The organism is Microbacterium sp. LMC-P-041 (genome assembly GCF_030209555.1).
Classification (GTDB): Bacteria; Actinomycetota; Actinomycetes; order Actinomycetales; family Microbacteriaceae; genus Microbacterium.
Window position 1 is genome coordinate 354,942 of record NZ_JARVRV010000008.1, and the last position, 18,747, is coordinate 373,688.

The 18,747-nt window shown below is 68.5% G+C and carries 19 protein-coding genes; 4 read left to right on the plus strand and 15 right to left on the minus strand.

Features of this window, described 5'->3' with window-relative positions:
• Positions 1 to 14: 14 nt before the first annotated feature.
• Positions 15 to 1,013: a diacylglycerol/lipid kinase family protein gene (locus QRN21_RS16330; protein WP_053098739.1), complete on the plus strand. Its 999-nt coding sequence runs from the start codon at positions 15 to 17 to the stop codon at positions 1,011 to 1,013.
• 28 nt (positions 1,014 to 1,041) lie between these two features.
• Here the strand turns inward: QRN21_RS16330 and QRN21_RS16335 are convergent, their stop codons facing one another.
• The 3 genes from QRN21_RS16335 to QRN21_RS16345 all read right to left on the minus strand — a co-directional run bounded on the left by QRN21_RS16335 (position 1,042) and on the right by QRN21_RS16345 (position 3,569).
• Positions 1,042 to 1,782, minus strand: coding sequence for a hypothetical protein (locus QRN21_RS16335; protein ID WP_285365283.1), 741 nt, complete (start codon positions 1,780 to 1,782; stop codon positions 1,042 to 1,044).
• 52 nt (positions 1,783 to 1,834) lie between these two features.
• Entirely contained in the window at positions 1,835 to 3,295 is a 1,461-nt protein-coding gene (cls, locus tag QRN21_RS16340; protein WP_053098737.1) for a cardiolipin synthase, read from the minus strand.
• Positions 3,296 to 3,395: 100 nt separating this feature from the next.
• Entirely contained in the window at positions 3,396 to 3,569 is a 174-nt protein-coding gene (locus QRN21_RS16345) for a hypothetical protein (RefSeq protein WP_171821981.1), read from the minus strand.
• A gap of 120 nt (positions 3,570 to 3,689) precedes the next feature.
• Between QRN21_RS16345 and QRN21_RS16350 the strand changes: the two genes are divergently transcribed.
• Complete coding sequence (locus QRN21_RS16350) at positions 3,690 to 4,808, plus strand: DUF4192 family protein (protein ID WP_285365286.1); 1,119 nt, start codon at positions 3,690 to 3,692, stop codon at positions 4,806 to 4,808.
• Here QRN21_RS16350 and lysS read toward each other — a convergent pair.
• Positions 4,801 to 6,327 (minus strand): lysine--tRNA ligase, encoded by a 1,527-nt coding sequence (lysS, locus tag QRN21_RS16355; protein ID WP_053098735.1) that lies wholly within the window; start codon positions 6,325 to 6,327, stop codon positions 4,801 to 4,803. The genes QRN21_RS16350 and lysS overlap by 8 nt on opposite strands.
• Positions 6,328 to 6,407: 80 nt before the next feature.
• On the opposite strand from lysS, the gene QRN21_RS16360 reads away from it, so the two are divergent.
• On the plus strand, positions 6,408 to 8,246 hold the full coding sequence (locus QRN21_RS16360) for a DUF2207 domain-containing protein (RefSeq protein WP_285365288.1): 1,839 nt from the start codon (positions 6,408 to 6,410) through the stop codon (positions 8,244 to 8,246).
• 2 nt (positions 8,247 to 8,248) lie between these two features.
• Here the strand turns inward: QRN21_RS16360 and QRN21_RS16365 are convergent, their stop codons facing one another.
• The 10 genes from QRN21_RS16365 to hpt form a co-directional block, all read right to left on the minus strand.
• Positions 8,249 to 8,953 carry a DUF2520 domain-containing protein gene (locus QRN21_RS16365; protein WP_053098733.1) on the minus strand — a complete coding sequence of 235 codons (705 nt, stop codon included), beginning with the start codon at positions 8,951 to 8,953 and terminating at the stop codon, positions 8,249 to 8,251.
• A complete protein-coding gene (locus QRN21_RS16370; RefSeq protein WP_285365290.1) occupies positions 8,946 to 10,829 on the minus strand; it encodes a PH domain-containing protein in 1,884 nt (627 codons plus the stop codon). The genes QRN21_RS16365 and QRN21_RS16370 overlap by 8 nt, the downstream gene beginning before the upstream one ends.
• The gene (locus QRN21_RS16375; protein ID WP_053098732.1) at positions 10,826 to 11,422 is read right to left on the minus strand and encodes a PH domain-containing protein; all 597 of its coding nucleotides are present in this window, start codon (positions 11,420 to 11,422) and stop codon (positions 10,826 to 10,828) included. Before QRN21_RS16375 ends, QRN21_RS16370 begins: the two co-directional genes overlap by 4 nt.
• On the minus strand, positions 11,358 to 11,855 hold the full coding sequence (locus tag QRN21_RS16380) for a DUF3180 domain-containing protein (protein WP_056276778.1): 498 nt from the start codon (positions 11,853 to 11,855) through the stop codon (positions 11,358 to 11,360). The genes QRN21_RS16375 and QRN21_RS16380 overlap by 65 nt, the downstream gene beginning before the upstream one ends.
• The gene (gene folK, locus QRN21_RS16385) at positions 11,852 to 12,391 is read right to left on the minus strand and encodes a 2-amino-4-hydroxy-6-hydroxymethyldihydropteridine diphosphokinase (protein WP_230100981.1); all 540 of its coding nucleotides are present in this window, start codon (positions 12,389 to 12,391) and stop codon (positions 11,852 to 11,854) included. Before folK ends, QRN21_RS16380 begins: the two co-directional genes overlap by 4 nt.
• Positions 12,388 to 12,780 (minus strand): dihydroneopterin aldolase, encoded by a 393-nt coding sequence (gene folB / locus QRN21_RS16390; protein ID WP_056276771.1) that lies wholly within the window; start codon positions 12,778 to 12,780, stop codon positions 12,388 to 12,390. Before folB ends, folK begins: the two co-directional genes overlap by 4 nt.
• A gap of 3 nt (positions 12,781 to 12,783) precedes the next feature.
• Positions 12,784 to 13,584: a dihydropteroate synthase gene (folP, locus tag QRN21_RS16395; protein ID WP_285365292.1), complete on the minus strand. Its 801-nt coding sequence runs from the start codon at positions 13,582 to 13,584 to the stop codon at positions 12,784 to 12,786.
• Positions 13,581 to 14,180, minus strand: a complete 600-nt coding sequence (gene folE, locus QRN21_RS16400) for a GTP cyclohydrolase I (RefSeq protein WP_285365293.1) — start codon at positions 14,178 to 14,180, stop codon at positions 13,581 to 13,583. The genes folP and folE overlap by 4 nt, the downstream gene beginning before the upstream one ends.
• Positions 14,181 to 14,183: 3 nt before the next feature.
• A complete protein-coding gene (gene ftsH / locus QRN21_RS16405; RefSeq protein WP_056276765.1) occupies positions 14,184 to 16,184 on the minus strand; it encodes an ATP-dependent zinc metalloprotease FtsH in 2,001 nt (666 codons plus the stop codon).
• A gap of 81 nt (positions 16,185 to 16,265) precedes the next feature.
• Positions 16,266 to 16,817, minus strand: coding sequence for a hypoxanthine phosphoribosyltransferase (gene hpt / locus QRN21_RS16410; protein WP_053098725.1), 552 nt, complete (start codon positions 16,815 to 16,817; stop codon positions 16,266 to 16,268).
• Between the two features lie 137 nt (positions 16,818 to 16,954).
• Between hpt and QRN21_RS16415 the strand changes: the two genes are divergently transcribed.
• Positions 16,955 to 17,542 carry a DUF937 domain-containing protein gene (locus QRN21_RS16415; protein WP_056276759.1) on the plus strand — a complete coding sequence of 196 codons (588 nt, stop codon included), beginning with the start codon at positions 16,955 to 16,957 and terminating at the stop codon, positions 17,540 to 17,542.
• A 95-nt stretch (positions 17,543 to 17,637) separates the two neighbouring features.
• On the opposite strand, the gene tilS is transcribed toward QRN21_RS16415, so the two are convergent.
• Positions 17,638 to 18,624 carry a tRNA lysidine(34) synthetase TilS gene (tilS, locus tag QRN21_RS16420; protein WP_053099371.1) on the minus strand — a complete coding sequence of 329 codons (987 nt, stop codon included), beginning with the start codon at positions 18,622 to 18,624 and terminating at the stop codon, positions 17,638 to 17,640.
• Between the last annotated feature and the right edge of the window lie 123 nt (positions 18,625 to 18,747).

Sequence of the window (18,747 nt, forward strand, 5' to 3'; positions counted from 1 at the left end):
GCTAGAGTAGCGCCATGACCACGAGCGCCACCGGCCGACGCCAGGCAGCGCTCGTCTACAACCCGATCAAGGTCGACGGGAAGCAGCTGCGGGCGCGAGTCCGCGCTCTCTCGCACGAGGCCGGGTGGGAGCATCCGGCCTTCTATCCGACCACGATCGAGGATCCCGGTCAGGGTGCGACGGCCGAGGCCCTCGCACGCGGCGTGGATGTCGTGCTGGTGGCCGGCGGAGACGGCACGGTACGCGCTGTCTCCGAGGCCATCGCCAACACCGGGGTGCCGCTCGCGATCCTGCCGAGTGGCACGGGCAACCTGCTGGCGCGCAATCTCGGACTCCCGCTGGCCGACCCCGACGAGATGATCCGCGCGGCGCTGGGCGAATTCCGCCACGCGATCGACATCGGCTGGGCGCGTCTGACGAGAGAGAGCGGGGAAGACGAGGAGCACGCCTACGTCGTTCTCGCCGGCGTCGGGCTGGATGCCGACATGATCGCCAACACGCGCCCCGACCTCAAGAAGTCGGTCGGCTGGATCGCGTACGTCGACGGCGCGGCGAGGTCGCTCGTGAGCGCCGAGCCGTTCCGATCCGTGTTCCAGATCGACGACGGCCGCCTGCACTCGACGAAGGTGCACAGCATCCTGTTCGCCAATTGCGGGACCCTGCCTGCGGGAATCGCGCTGATCCCCGACGCCTCCATCACCGACGGCGTCCTCGACGTCGCCGTGATCCAGCCGACCGGCGTCTGGGGCTGGCTCGGCGTGTGGCGCAAGATCTGGTGGGACAACTCGGTGTTGCGACGCTCGCGCGCCGGCCGTCGCGTGCTCGAGCGACGGGGCCGGGACGCATCGGTGCACTACTTCCGCGGAGCCGTCGCCGAAGCCGCGGTGACGTCTCCCACCCCGATCGAGCTCGACGGCGACGAGTTCGGGACAGCGGTGCGCATCACGTGCCGGGTCGATCCCGGGGCTCTTCTGCTGGCCCTCCCCGCCGATCACCCGGTCGCATCGCTCTGATCCACCGGGGCGCGCACTTCTTACAGCGTCAGCTGCGCACCTCGACCGTGCCGTCGAGGTTCCCGCCGACGAGCGTGAGGGTGAAGGCGTCATCATCGACGGCGTCCTCGCCGAATTCCAGGATCGTCGCGCGCGGTGCCATGTCCATGGTGCACACCTGATCGTCGTCGGTCGTGAAGGTCGCGGTGCCCGATGCACCAGATCCCTCGAGGCTCTCGACCACCGGGGGGCAGCCTGAGGAGCCCCACGTGAGCAGCACCAGCGAGCCGTCATCGAACCAGCCGGCACTCGGCGCGTACTCCGTCGATGAGCCGGGGGTGCCGGTGAACGACGGGTCGCCGTCGAGTTCGACGTCGTCGACCATGTCGCCGTGCGTCACCTGCAGAGTGATCTCCTTCGTCGGGTCGACTCCCTCGGGCAGTGCGCCGATGCTCGCGCGGGAGGCCAGGTCAGCGGTGCACGCCTTCTCGCCGTCCGTCTCTGACTCCGGCTCGACCAGCGTCACCGATACCGTCTGCCCCTCGGCCGTCACCGCGTCGACCTGGGGAATGCACGTCGAGGAGCCCCACGTCACCACGGCGAACATGCGGCCGTCGTCGAGCAGCGTGCCTTCGACGTCGTCCGAATCGTCGGTGCTCTGCCCGGGCCCGCTCGACGGGTTCGAGGTCGCCTGCGATCCTGTGGCCCCGGGGCCGATCGTGCACCCCGCGATCAGCAGCAGAGCGGCCAGGGACGAGAGAGCGGCGACGACACGCGACGGGGAAGCCATGCACACAGGGTACCGGCCGCGGTCTGCCGAAAGCACCCCCCCTATCGGCGCCCTATTGCAGCGCCGAGGTGAGACGGGCGAGGTTGTCGAGGACTGTCGACCGGAGCGGCTGCTGCATCCACTCCTCGAGAGTGAGCTCCCGGCTGAGCGAGCGGTAGACGTCTTCGACCGCGCGCATCTCGAGGACGAACTCCTCGCCGCGGACGAGCATCGACACCTCGAGGTTCAGACCGAACGAGCGCATGTCCATATTGCTCGAGCCGATCACGGCGACCTGGTCGTCGATGGTCAGGCTCTTCGTGTGCAGGATGTACGGCTTGCGATACATCCAGATCCGCACCCCGGCCTTCAGCAGCGCCTCGTAGTAGCTGCGCTGGGCGTGGTAGACCATCGCCTGGTCGCCCTCTTCGGAGACGAACAGCTCGACCGCGACCCCTCGGTCGACCGCTGCGGTGACCGCGAGCAGCAGCGCTTCATCCGGCACGAAGTACGGGCTGACGATCATGATCTTCTCTTTTGCCGCGTAGAGCAGCCCGAGGAACAGACGCAGGTTGTTCTCGACCTCGAACCCCGGTCCCGACGGCACGACCTGGCAGTCCAGGTCGCCCGAGCCCGCCTCGGCGTGCGAGATGTCGATCTCCTGCAGCACCTCGTCGGTCTCGCTGTACCAGTCGCTGAGGAAGATGGCGTTCACGCTCAGCACGACGGGCCCGTCGATGCGGACCATGAGGTCGACCCAGTGCAGACCCCGCTTGATGTTCTTGGGAAGGTTGTAGGTCGAGTCGGTGACGTTCTGGGAGCCGAGGAACGCGACCTTGCCGTCGACCACGAGGAGCTTGCGGTGGTTGCGCAGGTCGGGCCGCTGCATGCGTCCCTTCAGCGGCTGCACCGGCAGCATCAGGTGCCAGTTCGCGCCCATCCGATTGAGCCGGGCGACGGTCTTCCGGTACTTCGGCTTCCACCTGTTCGCCCAGTGGTCCAGCAGCACGCGGACATGCACGCCGCGTTCTGCCACCTCTTCCATCGCGCGGAAGAAGTTGTCCGTCGACGCATCGGACTGGAGGATGTAGAACTCGATGTGGACGTAGTCCTGGGCCTTGCGGATCTCGTCGGCCATCGCGTCGAGCGAGTCCTGATAGTCCGCGATCAGATGCGCGCCGTTGTCGCCGGAGATCGGCAGCGCTCCGAGACGGTGGTTCATCTCGACGAGCGGGGGAAACCAGCTCGGCGCATTCGGGCGCAGGGTGCCGAAGTGCAGGTGCTCGCTCGTCTCGGCGATGTACTCGTTGATCTGATCCTGCTTGCGACGCCGCGCTCGCGGCAGCCGTGGATTTCCGATGAGCAGGAAGAGGAACACGCCGACGAACGGGATGAAGAAGACCGCGAGCAGCCAGGCCATCGCCGCCGTGGGACGCCGGTTGCGCGGGATGATGATGATCGCCGTGATGCGGATGGTCAGGTCGAGGGCGATCAGGAACGCCGCGGTCCACCAAGCCCAGATCTCGGGCGTCATCCCTCGTCCTCTCGGCCGCTCGGCACTTCGACGCCGGGCGCTTCAGTGGGCACCGATGACGGTGCGCTGGCTACACAGTAGCCGATGGTTCCGACGCCGCTCAGGAGCGCGGCGGCAGACCGCGTGCGGCCCGCTCCTCGGCTTCGATCCGTGCGTGCACCTTGCGTTCGGTGCGATCGAACCGCAGGATTCCGCGGAGCACGAAGAAGAACACGACGCTCACCCCGATGGTCGGGATGAGCGACCATGCGGCTGCGAGCCAGAAGTTCTCCATGGCTCCATGGTACGCGACTCACTACCCCACTGCTCCTCCACACTCGGGCGCAGAAGGGGGATAGGCCATCGGCGCTGTGGAGACCGACCGCGAGCGTGCTCGTGCGATGAGACTCGCCGGATGACAACACTGCTCCGCGCTTCCGGCTCCGCTGAGTTCCTCAGCATCGTCCCCTCTCTCGCAGGCTTCACCCCGACTGAGAGCCTCGTCCTGCTGCCGTTCCGTGGCACACGCACGTACGGCGCGATGCGACTCGACCTCCCCCGCAGCCACGACGACCTCGCCGACTACGCGGATGCCGCGGTCGGCCTCGTCTCGCGAGTCGAGCGGACGGAAGCGGTCGCCCTCGTGGTCTATACGGATGACACCGTGCAGCGCACACGCGACGGGCTGGTGCTCCCCTTCGCCGTCGAGGTCGATGAAGTGCTGGGTCGGGCGGAGGAGGCCGGACTGCGTATCGTCGACGCGCTCTGCGTGACCCCCGACGGGTGGTCGAGCTACCTCGACGGCGATCCACAGGTCCGCAGTCTCGACCGCCTCGCACCCGAGGTGCCGGGCGTCGGCGACGTCTCCGGGGACCAGCTGTCCGGTGCTGCTCTTCCTGCGGCCGGCTTCGCCGACAAGGAGCGGGTGGGGCGCGCACTGCGTGACGTCAGCGGTCTCCTCGAACGAGGCGGCACACCTGGGGCGACGGGCACGGAGAACCCTCAGGCGATCGCGGCGCTCGTGCTCCTCGAGGACATCCCGGCCTTCTTCGAGTCCGTTCTGGCGTCCCCGGACGATCTGCCGCCGTTCGCCACCGCGGCCCTCCTCTGGTGCCTCGATCGCCCGCTCTTCCGAGACGTGGCGCTGACGCAATGGGCGACCGATGCGCGCGGCGGCGAGCGCACGCTCCAGGCGCAGCTCGACTTCGCGGGCGCGATGACCAGGGTGCCCGACGACCTGAGCGATGTCTTCCTCGGCCGCGGACCCACTCCTGATCCGCAGCGACTCGCAGTCGCCCTCTCACTCGTCCGCACGGCTGCCGCTCTCGCCCCGCCTGCGGCGAGACCTGCTCCGCTCACCGCTGCGGCATGGCTCTCTTGGGCACTCGGCCGCTCGAGCCATGCCGCGCAGTACCTCGATCTCGTGCGGGCGATCGATCCCGAGTACGGTCTCGCCGCGCTGCTCGCGTCGATGATCGACGCGGCGATGCTGCCGGAGTGGGCGTTCAGACGCGGCGCGACGCCCGTTATTTGACGAGGGGGAAGAGGATGGTCTCGCGGATGCCGAGCCCGGTGATCGCCATCAGCAGGCGATCGATGCCCATGCCCATGCCGCCGGACGGCGGCATGCCGTGCTCGAGCGCCCGCAGGAACTCCTCATCGACCGGCATCGCCTCGACGTCACCGCGGGCGGCGAGCTTCGCCTGCTCGACGAAGCGCTCGCGCTGGATGACGGGGTCGACGAGCTCGGAGTATCCGGTCGCCAGCTCGAACCCGCGGATGTACAGATCCCACTTCTCCACGACGCCCTCGATCGAGCGGTGCTCGCGGACGAGGGGCGAGGTGTCGACGGGGAAGTCCATGACGAAGGTCGGGCGCACGAGGTCGCCCTTCACGAAGTGCTCCCACAGCTCTTCGACGAGCTTGCCGTGCGTGGCCTGAGCGGGCAGGTCCACGCCGTTCGCCTCGGCGAAGGCGATCAGGTCCTCGACCGGATCGCTCGGAGTGATCGTGCGACCGGATGCCGCCGACAGCGACTCGTACATCGAGATGCGATCCCATTCGCCACCGAGGTCGTATTCGGTGCCGTCCGCCCAGGTGACCGTGGTCGAACCGGCGACCGCGATCGCCGCCTGCTGCACCAGCTCCTGCGTCAGCGCGGCCATCTGGTTGTAGTCGCCATAGGCCTGATAGGCCTCGAGCATCGCGAACTCGGGGCTGTGGGTCGAGTCTGCGCCCTCGTTGCGGAAGTTGCGGTTGATCTCGTACACCCGCTCGATGCCACCGACCACGGCACGCTTCAGGTACAGCTCGGGCGCGATCCGCAAGTAGAGCTCCGTGTCGAACGCGTTCGAATGGGTGACGAACGGGCGAGCGGACGCTCCACCGTGCTGCACCTGCAGCATCGGGGTCTCGACCTCGAGGTAGTCGTGGCTGCCGAACGTCGCTCGGAGGCTCGCGTTCACCGCCGCACGGGCGCGGACCGTCGTGCGCGCCTGTTCGCGGACGATCAGGTCGAGGTATCGGCTGCGGACCCGGCCCTCTTCGCTGAGCTCCGAGTACGCATTCGGGAGCGGCAGGATCGCCTTCGAGGCGATCGCCCACCCGTCGGCCATGATCGACAGCTCGCCGCGGCGGCTGGAGATCACCTCGCCGTGCACGAAGACGTGATCCCCGAGGTCGACGTACTCCTTCCAATCGGCGAGCGACTGCTCCCCGACGTTCGCGAGCGAGATCATCGCCTGGATCCGCGAGCCGTCGCCGGCCTGCAGCGTCGCGAAGCACAGCTTGCCGGTGTTGCGACTGAACACCACACGACCCGCGACGCCGACGACGACGCCCGTCTCGGCACCCGCCTCGAGCTCGCCGTACTCGGCGCGCAGCGCCGGGATCTGGTGAGTCACCGGCACGCTGACAGGGAACGCTCCCCCGCCGGCATCCGCGCGGTTCGCGACCAGACGCTCGCGCTTCGCCAGGCGCACGGCCTTCTGCTCGTGGACGTCTTCTTCGGTGGCGGCGGTGGTCGTCTCGGGCGCGGCAGACGCGTCAGTCATTCGGGGCTCCTTGAAAGTCGTGTCCAGTTTACCGAGGTCCGACCCCTCACCCTGCGGTCGAGTCTGGGTAGCCTCGAAGCATGGCAGCCACCAGACTCGCCCGCACGCTCGTCACGATCGGTCTCACCGCCGCTGCACTGCTCGTGCCCACGACACCGGCAGCTGCAGCAGCGGGACCCGCACCCGCCGCCGGCGCCTCGACCGCGATCCGCGCCGACGTGGACGACTTCTCCTACGCATCGTGGGATGCACGGTACGAGGTGGGTCTCGACGACGACGGCCGCTCGCACATGCACGTCACCGAGTCCCTCACGGCTCGATTCCCCGAGGTCGATCAGAACAAGGGGATCGTCCGCGGCCTTCCGACGAGTTACGAGAACGCGTGGCTCGATGTGCGAGTGCTGTCGGTGACCGACGAGACCGGGGCCGACGTGCCCTACGAGACCGAGCAGGAGGACGGGCTGCTGCTGGTGCTCACCGGCGACGACGACTACGTGCGCGGACTCACGACCTACGTGATCGAATACGAGATGCGCGACGTGATCCTGGCGGCAGACTCCGGAGTCGACGAGTTCTACTGGGACCTCCTTCCTCTCGACAGCACGCAGCCCGTCGAGGACTTCCGTGCGGAGATCGTGTTCGACGAGACGATGACGGATCGGTTGACCGGAAACGCCCGCTGCTACACCGGCTACCAGGGATCGACGAACGAGTGCGACCTCGTCGCGTCGCCCGACGGCGCGCAGTTCGCTGTCGAGGCGAAAGAGCTCTCCCCCGGCGAGGGGATCACGGTCGCCGTCGGATTCGACCCTGGCACCGCTGTGCAGCCGTCGGCTCGGCAGCCCGATCCCGTGACCGACACCGTTCCCGCGATCGCGGCACTGGGCGGGCTCGGGCTCTCGGTCGGAAGCTGGATCGCCGTGTCGGCGTTCAAGAAGAAGCGACGCACATCCAGCGGCATCATCGTCGCGCAGTACGACGTGCCGGATTCGCTGCCGCCACTGCTGGCCGCCGGGATCGTGCCCGGCGCCAAAGACCCGATCCCCGCAGAGATCATCCACCTCGCGGTACGCGGCCTGCTGCGCATCGAGGAGGGCACCGACGTCGAGCAGCCACGGCTGCGACGCCTTCCGGGTGGGAGGATTCCTGACGAGCTCGACGCCCAGGCACTGGATGCGCTCTTCGTCGGCGCCGACGCCGCAGGAGTCGCCGAGGTTCCGAGTTCGAGCGAGGACTTCGCGGCCCGCATGAAGACGCTGTCGCAGAGCGGCATCGAGGCAGCGGTGTCACGCGGCCTCACCACCAAGGCGCGCAGCAGGGGCGCGATGATCCTGCAGTGGTGTGCGATCGGCGTCGTGCTCGCAGGCTTCGCCCTCGGCCTCTGGGGGATCATCGGCGGACGTGTCACAGCGATTCCTGCGTTCGTCGCGATCGCGTTCGGTGTCTTCCTCGTTCTCCTGTCCTCCTTCTACGGCTTCTCGAAGCACACCGTCCTCACCGCCGAAGGCGCCCGACTGTACGAATACCTCATGGGCGTCAGGGAGTTCATCCGCGTCGCCGAAGCCGACCGACTCCGGATGCTCCAGTCGTACACGGGCGCCGAGAGGCGACAGGACGGCAGCGCGAACGTGATCGTCGTCTACGAGCGCCTGCTCCCCTACGCGATGCTGTTCGGCATGGAGAACGAATGGGGCGCCATTCTCGAGCAGGTGTACGCCTACGAGCAACGAGGCGCGTCGTGGATCGGGGATCCCAGCGCGCCCTTCGTCCGCGGTCAGCTCGTGGCGTTCGCTGCGACGTCGCACGCGTCCGCGACGTACGCGGCACCGAGTGCGAGCTCGTCGTCGAGCGCAGGCGGATCGTTCGGCGGCGGCTTCTCCGGCGGAGGCGGTGGAGGCGGCTTCTCGGGCGGTCGCTGACGTCAGAGCAGAGGGGGCGGCCCTGACGCATCGCGGAGCGCCCGTTCGACCGTCGACTGCACCAGGGCGGAGAGGTATCCCCCCGGGTTCTCGACGCCGAGTTCACCGAGGCGCGAGGTGGACTGCGCGATGATCGAGCGTGAGAACTCGGTGACGGTCTGGATCGCGTCGGCGTAGGCCTCCCGATCCGCCTCCGAGATCACGACCGGCTCGCATCCCATCTCGACTGCCAGAGCCTGTGCGATGGGAAGCACCGCCGCCGGAGCGGTGACCGCCGCATAGCTCGCCTGCAGCTGACGCAGATCGATCGACGTGCCCGTGAAGGTGATCGCCGGATGCACGGCGAGCGGGATCGCACCGCTCGAGGCCGCCGGTCGCAGCACCTCGATGCCGTGACCGGGGTCCGTGTGCAGCACGAGCTGGCCGAGCTGCCAGCCTCCGACCTCGGCGATGCCCGCGATCAGGCCCGCCAGCTGATCGTGAGGAACGGCCACCACGACCAGCTCGCTGCGACGCACGACCTCCAGCGCATCGAGGATCGGGACGTCCGGCAGCACCGCTGACGCACGGTCGTCGTCAGAGCCGCTCGTGATGCCGATGATCGCGTGTCCTGCTCCGGCGAGAGCCGCGCCGATGACCGGCCCCACTCGTCCCGCGCCGATGATGCCGACTCCGAGGCGCCCATCGCGGCGCGTCGGATCACTCACCGTTCGGAGCCGGCGCTGCGGGCGGGGCCGGAGGTACGGGCGGAGCGACAGGCGGAGCCGGAGGCACGACAGGCGGAGCCGGTGGCGCGACAGGCGGAGCCGGAGGAGGCAGCGGGGTCCCGGAGACGCCTGCAGCGGCATCCGCCCCGGCGACCGGGTACCCGGGAACCTGCGCTCCCTCGGCATCCGTCACGTATTCGCCCCACCGGTGGGTGTGATCGCGCGCGGCCGCGGCGACCGCTGCCGAGCTCACCCTGTCGAGCAGGTACAGCGCGTCATCGCGTTCGAGACCCGACAGATAGCCCGTGATGAGCCCCTGCACGGAGTGCACCTGCGCACCGGACACACGCTGCGCACGGTCGATCGGCCCCTGCGAGAGCGACACTCCCTGCAGCCGGGCGAGCGGGAAGATCGCCAGCTTGCGCCAGACGATGCCACGCCGGAGCAGGAGTCCGAACTCGGTCAACGCGAAGCCGTGACGCTTCCACGACACGGGCCTGCGCCACCATGCGCGCCGAGGCATCGTCCGGTACGGGTCGCCCTCGACCGGCCCGAGAATGCCGTGCTCCCACACGAGCGGGATGTCGGCGACCGGAGCATCGGGAAGGATCAGCGCGAGCACGCGTTCGACATCGGCGCGCTTGCCGACCGGCAGCACGACGCTGAACTGCTGCGCCGAACCTGACGACTGCTGAGCGGCGCTCTTGCCGCTCATGCGGTTGATCCTGATGGTCCACCAGCCGAACGGCCGCCACAGCAGCGACTGCGTGACCTCCACGGCGAAGATGCGTCCAGGCGGCAGCGTCTCGGTCACGGTCGTCAGCAGACCGTAGGTGATCCGCACGCCGTCGGGCGTCGGGGCGATCGAGTAGCGCAGCGACTTCGAGATCTGCGCCCAGGTGATTCCGACGATCGCGATGATCATGGGGATCGCGATCCCCAGCGTGATCCCGAGACCGAGGAACCCGCCGATGGGGTCTCCGTCGATCAGCGAGCCGATCGCGACGCCGCCGACCGCGACGCCGAAGATGATCCCGAAGAAGATGAGCCAGAGGACGCTCGAGATGAGCTGGGAGCCGACGAGACGCCCCGTCGGGATCTTCACCACACTCTCGGGCTCGACGTCGGCGAGGTCGACGCCGCTGATCAGATCGTTGACGCCGGCGTTCATCGATCCGACGAGCTGTGCCCGTGCCGAACCGGGCGCGACCGTCCCCGAGCCTGCGGCGTCAGAGGAGCGCACGCCGGCCGCGGCGTCCGCAGCTGTGAGCCTGGCTGCGCGCGCACCCGAGGCGAGGCGCAGGATGTCGGTGCGCACCGCCTCTGCGCGCGGAGTCGCGAGGTACTCGAGCTCGACGTTGGAATCGGTGCCGGCACCGACGACCTCGAGCTTCGCGAGTCCGATGATGCGCGCGGGGAACGGACGGGTGAGGTTGACGCCCTGCACCCGGTCGAGCGGAGCGCGACGGTGCGAGCGGAAGACGATGCCCTTGCGGACCTCGACGTGATCCCCCGTGATCCGGAACTGCTGGAAGCGCCAGATGAACCAGAAGATGAGGACGAGGACGACGACCAGTCCGAGCACGCTGAGCAGCACGATGACGATGAGGTTGTTCTGCAGCACCCAGTCGACGGGATCCCCGCCGCTGTAGTCGTACTGCGCCTCTTCGGGGGTGAAGAGGTCGACGAACCAGGCGATCAGACGGTCGCGAAGGTTGGCGATCGCGATGCCCGCGATGATGATCAGGGCCAGCCCGCCCTTGAAGAGCGGGGTGAGCGGATGCATCCGATGCCACTCGCCGTCGGCGAGGGTCTCGCGCCCGGTGGCCGCGCTGGGCCGCTCTCCCGTCGGTGCCGGCGGCTGGTGCTCGCTCACAGGCCCGTCCGGCGAGTCTCGGCGACCTCGATCAGGGTGTCCCGCAGCGCTTCTGCCGCCGTCTGGGTGAGACCGGGGATCTGCACTCCGGTCGTCGCGGCGGCGGTGACCATCTTCAGCTGGGAGATGCCGAACGCGCGATCCAGCGGCCCCTGGGTGATGTCGACGAGCTGCATACGTCCGTAGGGCACGGCGATCATGCGCTGCCAGAGGATGCCCTTGCGGAAGACGATGTCGTCTTCGCGGAGCATGTATCCGATGGCCCTCGCCTGCCTCGGCAGGATGACCATGGTGATCAGCGTGATGAGCACGACGACACCCGCCGGGATCCACGCCCAGGTCTGATGCAGCACGAGCGCGAGAACCGCCGCGACCGCGAGGACGACGGCGATGAAGATCAGGTTCTGCACGTTCTGCGAGACCACGTAGCGAGGGGAGATCTGATGCCAGGTCCCGTCGAGCTCGAGTCTCGCCTCGCTGCGCGCGGTGCGCAGCTGCGGGTACGTGCCCTGGTCGAGGGCCGCGCGGTCAGTGACCTCCGCCGAGTTCAGCGGGGCCGGGATCCCCGGCTCGATCTCTGGGTTCTGAGTCATCAGGATCCTTCGGAAGTATGCAGAACTGTTCGGCGATGAGCGCGGCGACGGCCAGCACGACCGCGCTTCCGATCAGTGCCAGCATCGCCACAGTCGACCCTACCGGGGGATCGATCGGCCGGGAGAGGAGGAACGCCAAGAGGCCCGCTCCGAACCCCGCCATGATCGCCCCGACGAGACTGGACGCGCGGGCCAGCGTCACCGCGCGCGTCGCACGGAACGGATCGATGCGGACGCCGTTGCGAACACTCGCGCGCACGGGCCAGGCGACGCCCAGCGAGGCTGCGCCGATGAGCAGGAGCAGCACGGGCAGCAGCAACGACGGCGTGAAGGTCGTGCGGCCCATCGCCGTCAGCATGTGGTCGAGGACGAAACCCGCGCCGGCGGCGAGCACGGCGAGGAGCACGAGGAGTCCGATCGAGGTGCGCTTCATCGCTGCTCCCGGCGTCGCAGATCCGCGACGAGGTCGGCGACGCGGCCCGCACCGGGAAGCACTGCGTCGCGATCGAGTTCGAGCCACGGCTCGAGGACGAACAACCTCTCGAACGCACGGGGATGCGGCAGCTGCAGTCCGTCACCCTCCGCCGACTCGTCACCGTAGGCGATCAGGTCGAGGTCGAGTGTCCGATCGCCCCATCTCTCCAGGCGCTCGCGGCCGTACTCGTCTTCGATCGCGTGCAGCATGCCGAGCAGGATCGAGGGAGCGAGGCGGGAGGTGACCAGGGCGACCGCGTTCACATACCCCGGGGCGTCGGGATCCGGCCCGTCGAGCCGCAGCGCGACGGTTTCGATCAACGAGGACAACCGCACGTCTCTGACCAGCGGCAGTCGCGAGATGCGCTCGGCGGCGGCGCGGATCGTGCCTTCGCGATCACCGAGATTCGCGCCGAAGGCGACGACCGCGACGGCATCCTCGCGCCCGGGTCGCGAGCCGGGGAGACTCGGCGGGTTCGCCAGATTGCGACTCATCGCGACTCCTCCTCGGCGAACTGCTGTCGCGCCCGGTGCACGGTGACGGCGACGTCCGAGAAGGTCAGGGCGATCGGAGCATGCGGCTTGTGCACCGTGACGGTGACGGAGTGCACCCGGGCGTCGGCGAGCGCGACAGCCGCGATGCGATCGGCGAGCGTCTCGATGAGGTTCACCGGCTCGCCCGCGACGACCTCTGCGACTCTCTCGGCGAGCTCTCCGTAGTGCACCGTGTCGGCCACGTCGTCCGATGACGCCGCATCGTCCAGCGGCATCCGAAGGCGCAGATCGATCGTGAACTCCTGACCGTTCTCCCGCTCGTGGTCGTACACGCCGTGCCGACCGAACACGGTCAGTCCGGTGAGGACGATCTCGTCGAGGACATCCATGGTTCATCCCTCCCAGGCATGCACGATGGCCAGAGCATCGCGGGTGGCACCGACATCGTGGACTCTGACGGCCCAGACTCCGGCGCGGGCGGCAAGGGCGCTCGTGACCGCTGTCGCGAGGTCGCGACGCGCCTCGGACACCGCCGCAGGGTCGGCGCCGATGGTCTCCGCGAGGAACCTCTTCCGGGAGGTGCCCACGAGCACGCGTGGCCCCAGCGCGACGATCTCGTCGAGGCCGCGGAGGACGCCCCAGTTCTGGCCGCCCTTCTTCGAGAATCCGATCCCCGGGTCGACGATCAGGCGCGACGGCGCGATTCCCGCAGCCGCGGCCTCGCCCATGCGCTCGCGCAGCTCTCCCGCGACCTCGCGGGCGGCACGACGATACTCGGCGTGCTCGTACATGTCAGCGGAGAAACCACGCCAGTGGCCGATCGCATAATCCGCGCCGGACTCGGCGACGGCAGCCAGCATGTCGGGGTCGGCGAGTCCGCCGGAGACGTCGTTGACGATCCGAGCGCCCGCTCGGACGGCCGCCGCCGCAGTCGACGCGTTGATGGTGTCGATGCTCACAGGCGCGCCCTCAGCGACGAGTCGCTCGATCACGGGGAGCACGCGCTCCTGCTCGATCTCCGCCCCCACGCGCTCGGCTCCCGGCCTCGTCGACTCGCCGCCGACGTCGAGCACGGTTGCTCCCTCGGTCCGCAGCCGCAGGCCGTGTTCGACGGCCCGATCCACGTCGAGATACCGACCGCCGTCGCTGAACGAGTCGGGCGTGACGTTGACGATCCCCCAGATCCCCGTCATGCGTGCCCCGCGCTCGGGGCGCCGATCAGCGCGATGAGCTCCGCCCTCGCGATCGGGTCCGTGTACTCGCCGCGGGCGGCGATGGTCAGCGTGGACGCCTCCGGCTGCCGTCCTCCGCGCATCGTCACACAGCCGTGGCTGGCATCCAGCACGACGAGCACTCCGCGGGTGTCGAGGTGCTCCGCGATGGTGTCGGCGATCTGCTCGCCGAGTCGTTCCTGCACCTGGGGGCGGGTGGCGAGGATCTCGACGACGCGCACGAGCGCGCCCAGCCCGACCACCTGCTCGCCCGGAAGGTAGGCGATGTGCGCGCGCCCCGCGAACGGCAGCAGGTGGTGCTCGCACACCGACCGGAATCGGATGTCCCGCAGCAGCACGGCCCCCGAGGGGAGCGTGTGGGGTGCGGGACCCCGGGCGACGCTGATCGTGTGCGCGAGAGGCGCTGCGGGGTCTTCGCCGACCCCGGCGAAGAACTCCGCATACAGATCGCCCATCCGCGTCGGCGTCTGCTTCAGCCCGGGGCGGTCAGGGTCTTCGCCGATCGCCTCGAGCAGTTCCCTGGTGAGTCGCTCGACACGCGCGCGGTCGACAGACACGGGTCAGGCCGTCGCTGGTCGAGCCTGACCGGCTCCCGCCGATCCTGGCTGTGTGCGCGGAGCCGACGCCGGCGCCTGGATCGAAGCAGCCAGCGAGACGTCCTTCTTCGGGACCTCGATCGGGGGACGCTCCGAGACGGGGCGGTCTTCGCTCGAGAGCCACAGCGGACGTTCGGGGAGCTTCTTCACCTCGGTGAAGATCTCGGCGATCTGATTGTGGTCCAGCGTCTCCTCCTCGAGGAGGGCCAGAGCGAGCCTGTCGAGGATGTCGCGGTTGGCGCTGATGACCTCGTACGCCTCGTTGTGCGCCTGCTCGATGAGTGCGCGCACCTCGGCATCCACCCGCTCCGCGACCTTCTCGGAGTACTCGCGGCCACGGCCCATGTCGCGCGCGACGAACATGTCGCCACCCTCGGAACCGAGCTTGACCGGACCCACCTGGGTGGTCATGCCGTACTCGATGACCATCTTGCGGGCGATCGAGGTCGCCTTCTCGATGTCGTTCGAGGCACCGGTGGTCGGGTCGTGGAAGATGATCTCCTCGGCGACGCGGCCACCCATCGCGTACGTGAGCTGATCCTGCAGCTCGTTGCGCGTGACGGAGTACTTGTCGTCGAGCGGCAGCACCATCGTGTAGCCGAGGGCCTTGCCGCGAGGCAGGATCGTGATCTTCGTCACAGGGTCGGTGTAGTTCATCGCCGCAGCTGCGAGAGCGTGACCGCCCTCGTGATACGCGGTGATGAGCTTCTCCTTGTCCTTCATCACGCGGGTGCGACGCTGAGGGCCGGCGATCACACGGTCGATGGCCTCGTCGAGCGCACGGTTGTCGACCAGCTGCGCATTCGAGCGGGCGGTCAGCAGCGCGGCCTCATTGAGGACATTCGCGAGATCGGCACCCGTGAATCCGGGAGTCTTGCGGGCGACGACCTCGAGGTCGACGCTCTTCGACAGCGGCTTGCCCTTGCTGTGCACCTCGAGGATCTTCTGGCGGCCGCGGAGGTCAGGGGCGTCGACGCCTATCTGGCGGTCGAAGCGGCCCGGACGCAGCAGCGCGGGGTCGAGGATGTCGGGACGGTTCGTCGCGGCGATCACGATGACGTTCGCGTTCGGGTCGAAGCCGTCCATCTCGACGAGCATCTGGTTGAGCGTCTGCTCGCGCTCGTCGTTTCCGCCGCCCATGCCGGCACCGCGGTGACGACCGACGGCGTCGATCTCATCGATGAAGATGATGGCGGGAGAGTTCTCCTTCGCCACGTTGAACAGGTCGCGCACTCGCGATGCGCCGACACCGACGAACATCTCGACGAAGTCGGAACCCGAGATCGAGTAGAACGGGGCTCCCGCCTCGCCGGCGACCGCGCGGGCGAGCAGCGTCTTTCCGGTTCCGGGAGGGCCGTACAGCAGCACGCCCTTCGGGATGCGGGCGCCGATGGCCTGGAACTTGGCCGGGTCCTGGAGGAACTCCTTGATCTCGTGGAGCTCCTCGATCGCCTCGTCCGCACCGGCGACGTCGGCGAAGGTGACGGTCGGGGTCTCCTTGTTGACGAGCTTGGCCTTGGACTTGCCGAACTGCATGACCTTGCCGCCGCCGCCCTGCATCGACGACAGGAGCCACCAGAACAGCAGGCCGAGCAGCACGAGAGGAAGAAGAAGGGAGAGGATGCCGTCGAACCAGGTCGCACGCGGAACGGCATCGTTGAAGCCGTCCTTCGGGTCGGCGTCGTTGATCGCCGTGACCACTTCTTCGGCCCGGGCGTCGACGTAGTAGAACTGCACCTTGTCCGCGCCCTCGAAGGCCTTGGACAGGGTCATGTCGACCCGCTGGTCGCCGTCGGTGTTGACGACCTCGGTCACCGTCTTGCCGCCGAGCAGCTCGAGACCCTCCTGGGTCGTGATCTGCTTGGGGGCGCCGAGGTTCGAGATCAGCAGGAAGCCGCCGAACAGCAGCAGTCCGATCAGAGCGACGTAGATCAGCGGGTTCCGCGTGAGCTTCTTGACATCCATGGTCGGATCAGCGTATCGCGCGCGCCCTAGGTGGCCGCTGTGCGTTCACCCACGGCGTAGCGGGTGCGCCGGAGCGTCCGCTCAGCTGTAGACGTGCGGGGCCAGCACGGCCACATCGCGCAGGTTGCGGTAGCGCTCGTCGTAGTCGAGGCCGTAGCCGACCACGAAGTCGGTCGGGATGTCGAAGCCGACGTACTTGCAGTCGATGACCACCTTCGCGGCCTCGGGCTTGCGGAGGAGGGCGAGCACCTCGATGGACTCCGCGCCGCGCGACTCGAAGTTCTCGAGCAACCAGCTGAGGGTCAGACCCGAGTCGATGATGTCCTCGACGATCAGCACGTGCTTGCCGTTCAGGTCGGTGTCGAGGTCCTTGCGGATCTGCACGACACCACTCGACTTGGTGCTCGCACCGTAGCTCGAGACGGCCATCCAGTCCATCGGAGCGTGGAACGGAAGTGCGCGGGCGAAGTCGGCCATGACCATGACCGCGCCCTTGAGCACGCCGACGAGGATGATCTCCTTGCCCTCGTAATCGATCGCCACCTGGGCCGCGAGCTCATCGAGCTTCGCGATGATCTCCTCCTCTGTGACGAGGATCTGAGCAAGGTCGTCCTGGATCTCCGCGGCGCGCATGGATCGATTTTAGGCGACGCATCACCATGGTCCTGCACAGCATCCGCAGATCGTCGACCAGAATTCCGGATGCGCGCCGGCATCCCCACTACTCTGACGGTGTGACGGGCGGACGCCCCGGACGGAAGGATTCACCCATGGCTCTCGACGACATCCTGAAGCAGGTCCCGATCGACGACATCGCCGCGAAGCTCGGAGTCTCCCCCGACGTCGCCAAGGAGGCGGTCGAACAGGGCGGAGCGGTGCTGCTCGGTGGCCTCGCCAAGAACGCCTCGACCGCTGAGGGCTCCTCCGCGATCGAGAACGCGCTCAAGCGCCACGAGGGACGGACCGGTGCGGCGAAGGTCGACGACATCGATCAGACCGACGGCGGCAAGATCGTCTCGCACATCCTCGGCGACGACGAGCAGAAGGTCACACAGAAGCTCACCGAGTCGAAGGAGACCGCCGGCATCGACTTCGGCAAGCTCCTTCCGATCCTCGCTCCGATCGTGATGGGCCTGATCGCCAACGCCACCAAGGACAAGTCCGCGAAGTCCGCGCCTGCAGAGTCGCAGTCGGGCGGCGGCGGAATCGGTGACGTCATCGGCGGCATCCTCGGCGGCGGCTCCACGGGCGGCGGCGGAATCGGAGACATCCTCGGCGGCATCCTCGGCGGCGGAAGCTCGTCGGGCGGCGGCGGAATCGGAGACATCCTCGGCGGCCTGCTGGGCGGAAAGAAGTAGCCCCCGCCAGCCTGCCGGACGACACCCCTGCGGCCCCCTCCTGAGGAGGCGACCGCGGGAGTTCTCCGTCTCCGCGAGGAGTGGGATGCCGCGGCTCAGCGCGCGGTGAACACGATGCGACCGCCCGCTCGAGCCGCCGAGCACCCCGGCAGATCGATGGGCCCCTGACCCGACCAGTCGATCGCCAGACGAGCGACCTCGAGGGTCTGCGATCGGGTCAGGCTCACGCCGAACTCGCTGTCGACCACGAGTCGGATGATGCGGTTGCGGAGAGCGGCGGGGTTCGCGGCGAGTGCGGCGACGCTCACGGAGATCCCCGCCTCGGCGTGCTCGACGATGTCCTCGATCGTCTCGTGGATCATCTCGTCGAACGCCTCGGCGTCTTCGCGCAGCTGCTCGGCGGTGCGCGCGAGCGCCTCGGCGATGCCGGGGCCGAGCTCGGTCTCGAGCACCGGAAGGACCCGGTCGCGCACCCGCACCCGGGCGAACCGATCCTCTGTGTTGTGCGGGTCGTCCCAGACCTCGAGATCGGATTCCGCGCAGAACGCTCGTGTGGTCTCGCGCCGCACCCCGAGCATCGGGCGCACCCAGCGCAGTCCGTCATCGTCCTCTCGCACGGGAGCCATCCCCTGCAGGCTCGCGGCGCCGGATCCGCGTGCGAGACCGAGCAGCACCGTCTCGGCCTGGTCGTCGAGCGTATGCCCGAGGATCACGGCCGCCGCACCGGCATCCGTCGCGGCGTCCTTCAGCACCCGGTACCGCGCGTCTCGCGCCGCTGCCTCAGGGCCTCCGTCAGCGCCGACCTCCACGCGCACGACCAGCGCGTCGAGCCCCAGCGCGGCCGCCGCTCTCGCAGCGCGCGCGGCGACGGCATCCGACCCGTTCTGCAGCCCATGGTCGACGGTGAGCGTGCCCACCCGAAGCCCGAGCTTGGGCGCCTCGAAAGCGGTCGCCGCGGCGAGCGCGAGGGAGTCCGCTCCCCCGGAGAGAGCGACGACGACTGTCGACCCCTCGGGCAGATCGGCGAGCGCGGTGCGCACGGCGAGGCGGATCTCGGCGATGACGGGAGAGAGCGACGGCACAGACCAACGGTAGATCACGGGGACGGATCACCGCACAGCGCTCGCGCTCGACGGGCATCGCGCTCTAGCCTGGCGCCGTGACGGATCACGTGCTGCGGTTCAGGACCGAACGAGCTCAACGTG

Bases quoted from the DNA above. Each gene is read 5' to 3' on its own strand.
- QRN21_RS16350 (WP_285365286.1), top strand. From the start codon at position 3,690: ATGACAACACTGCTCCGCGCTTCCGGCTCCGCTGAGTTCCTCAGCATC.
- folP (WP_285365292.1), bottom strand. From the start codon at position 13,584: ATGACGGGGATCTGGGGGATCGTCAACGTCACGCCCGACTCGTTCAGC.
- hpt (WP_053098725.1), bottom strand. From the start codon at position 16,817: ATGCGCGCCGCGGAGATCCAGGACGACCTTGCTCAGATCCTCGTCACA.
- QRN21_RS16360 (WP_285365288.1), top strand. From the start codon at position 6,408: ATGGCAGCCACCAGACTCGCCCGCACGCTCGTCACGATCGGTCTCACC.
- QRN21_RS16380 (WP_056276778.1), bottom strand. From the start codon at position 11,855: ATGAAGCGCACCTCGATCGGACTCCTCGTGCTCCTCGCCGTGCTCGCC.
- QRN21_RS16415 (WP_056276759.1), top strand. From the start codon at position 16,955: ATGGCTCTCGACGACATCCTGAAGCAGGTCCCGATCGACGACATCGCC.
- lysS (WP_053098735.1), bottom strand. From the start codon at position 6,327: ATGACTGACGCGTCTGCCGCGCCCGAGACGACCACCGCCGCCACCGAA.
- cls (WP_053098737.1), bottom strand. From the start codon at position 3,295: ATGACGCCCGAGATCTGGGCTTGGTGGACCGCGGCGTTCCTGATCGCC.
- QRN21_RS16335 (WP_285365283.1), bottom strand. From the start codon at position 1,782: ATGGCTTCCCCGTCGCGTGTCGTCGCCGCTCTCTCGTCCCTGGCCGCT.
- QRN21_RS16345 (WP_171821981.1), bottom strand. From the start codon at position 3,569: ATGGAGAACTTCTGGCTCGCAGCCGCATGGTCGCTCATCCCGACCATC.
- QRN21_RS16375 (WP_053098732.1), bottom strand. From the start codon at position 11,422: ATGACTCAGAACCCAGAGATCGAGCCGGGGATCCCGGCCCCGCTGAAC.
- ftsH (WP_056276765.1), bottom strand. From the start codon at position 16,184: ATGGATGTCAAGAAGCTCACGCGGAACCCGCTGATCTACGTCGCTCTG.
- folK (WP_230100981.1), bottom strand. From the start codon at position 12,391: ATGAGTCGCAATCTGGCGAACCCGCCGAGTCTCCCCGGCTCGCGACCC.
- QRN21_RS16330 (WP_053098739.1), top strand. From the start codon at position 15: ATGACCACGAGCGCCACCGGCCGACGCCAGGCAGCGCTCGTCTACAAC.
- folB (WP_056276771.1), bottom strand. From the start codon at position 12,780: ATGGATGTCCTCGACGAGATCGTCCTCACCGGACTGACCGTGTTCGGT.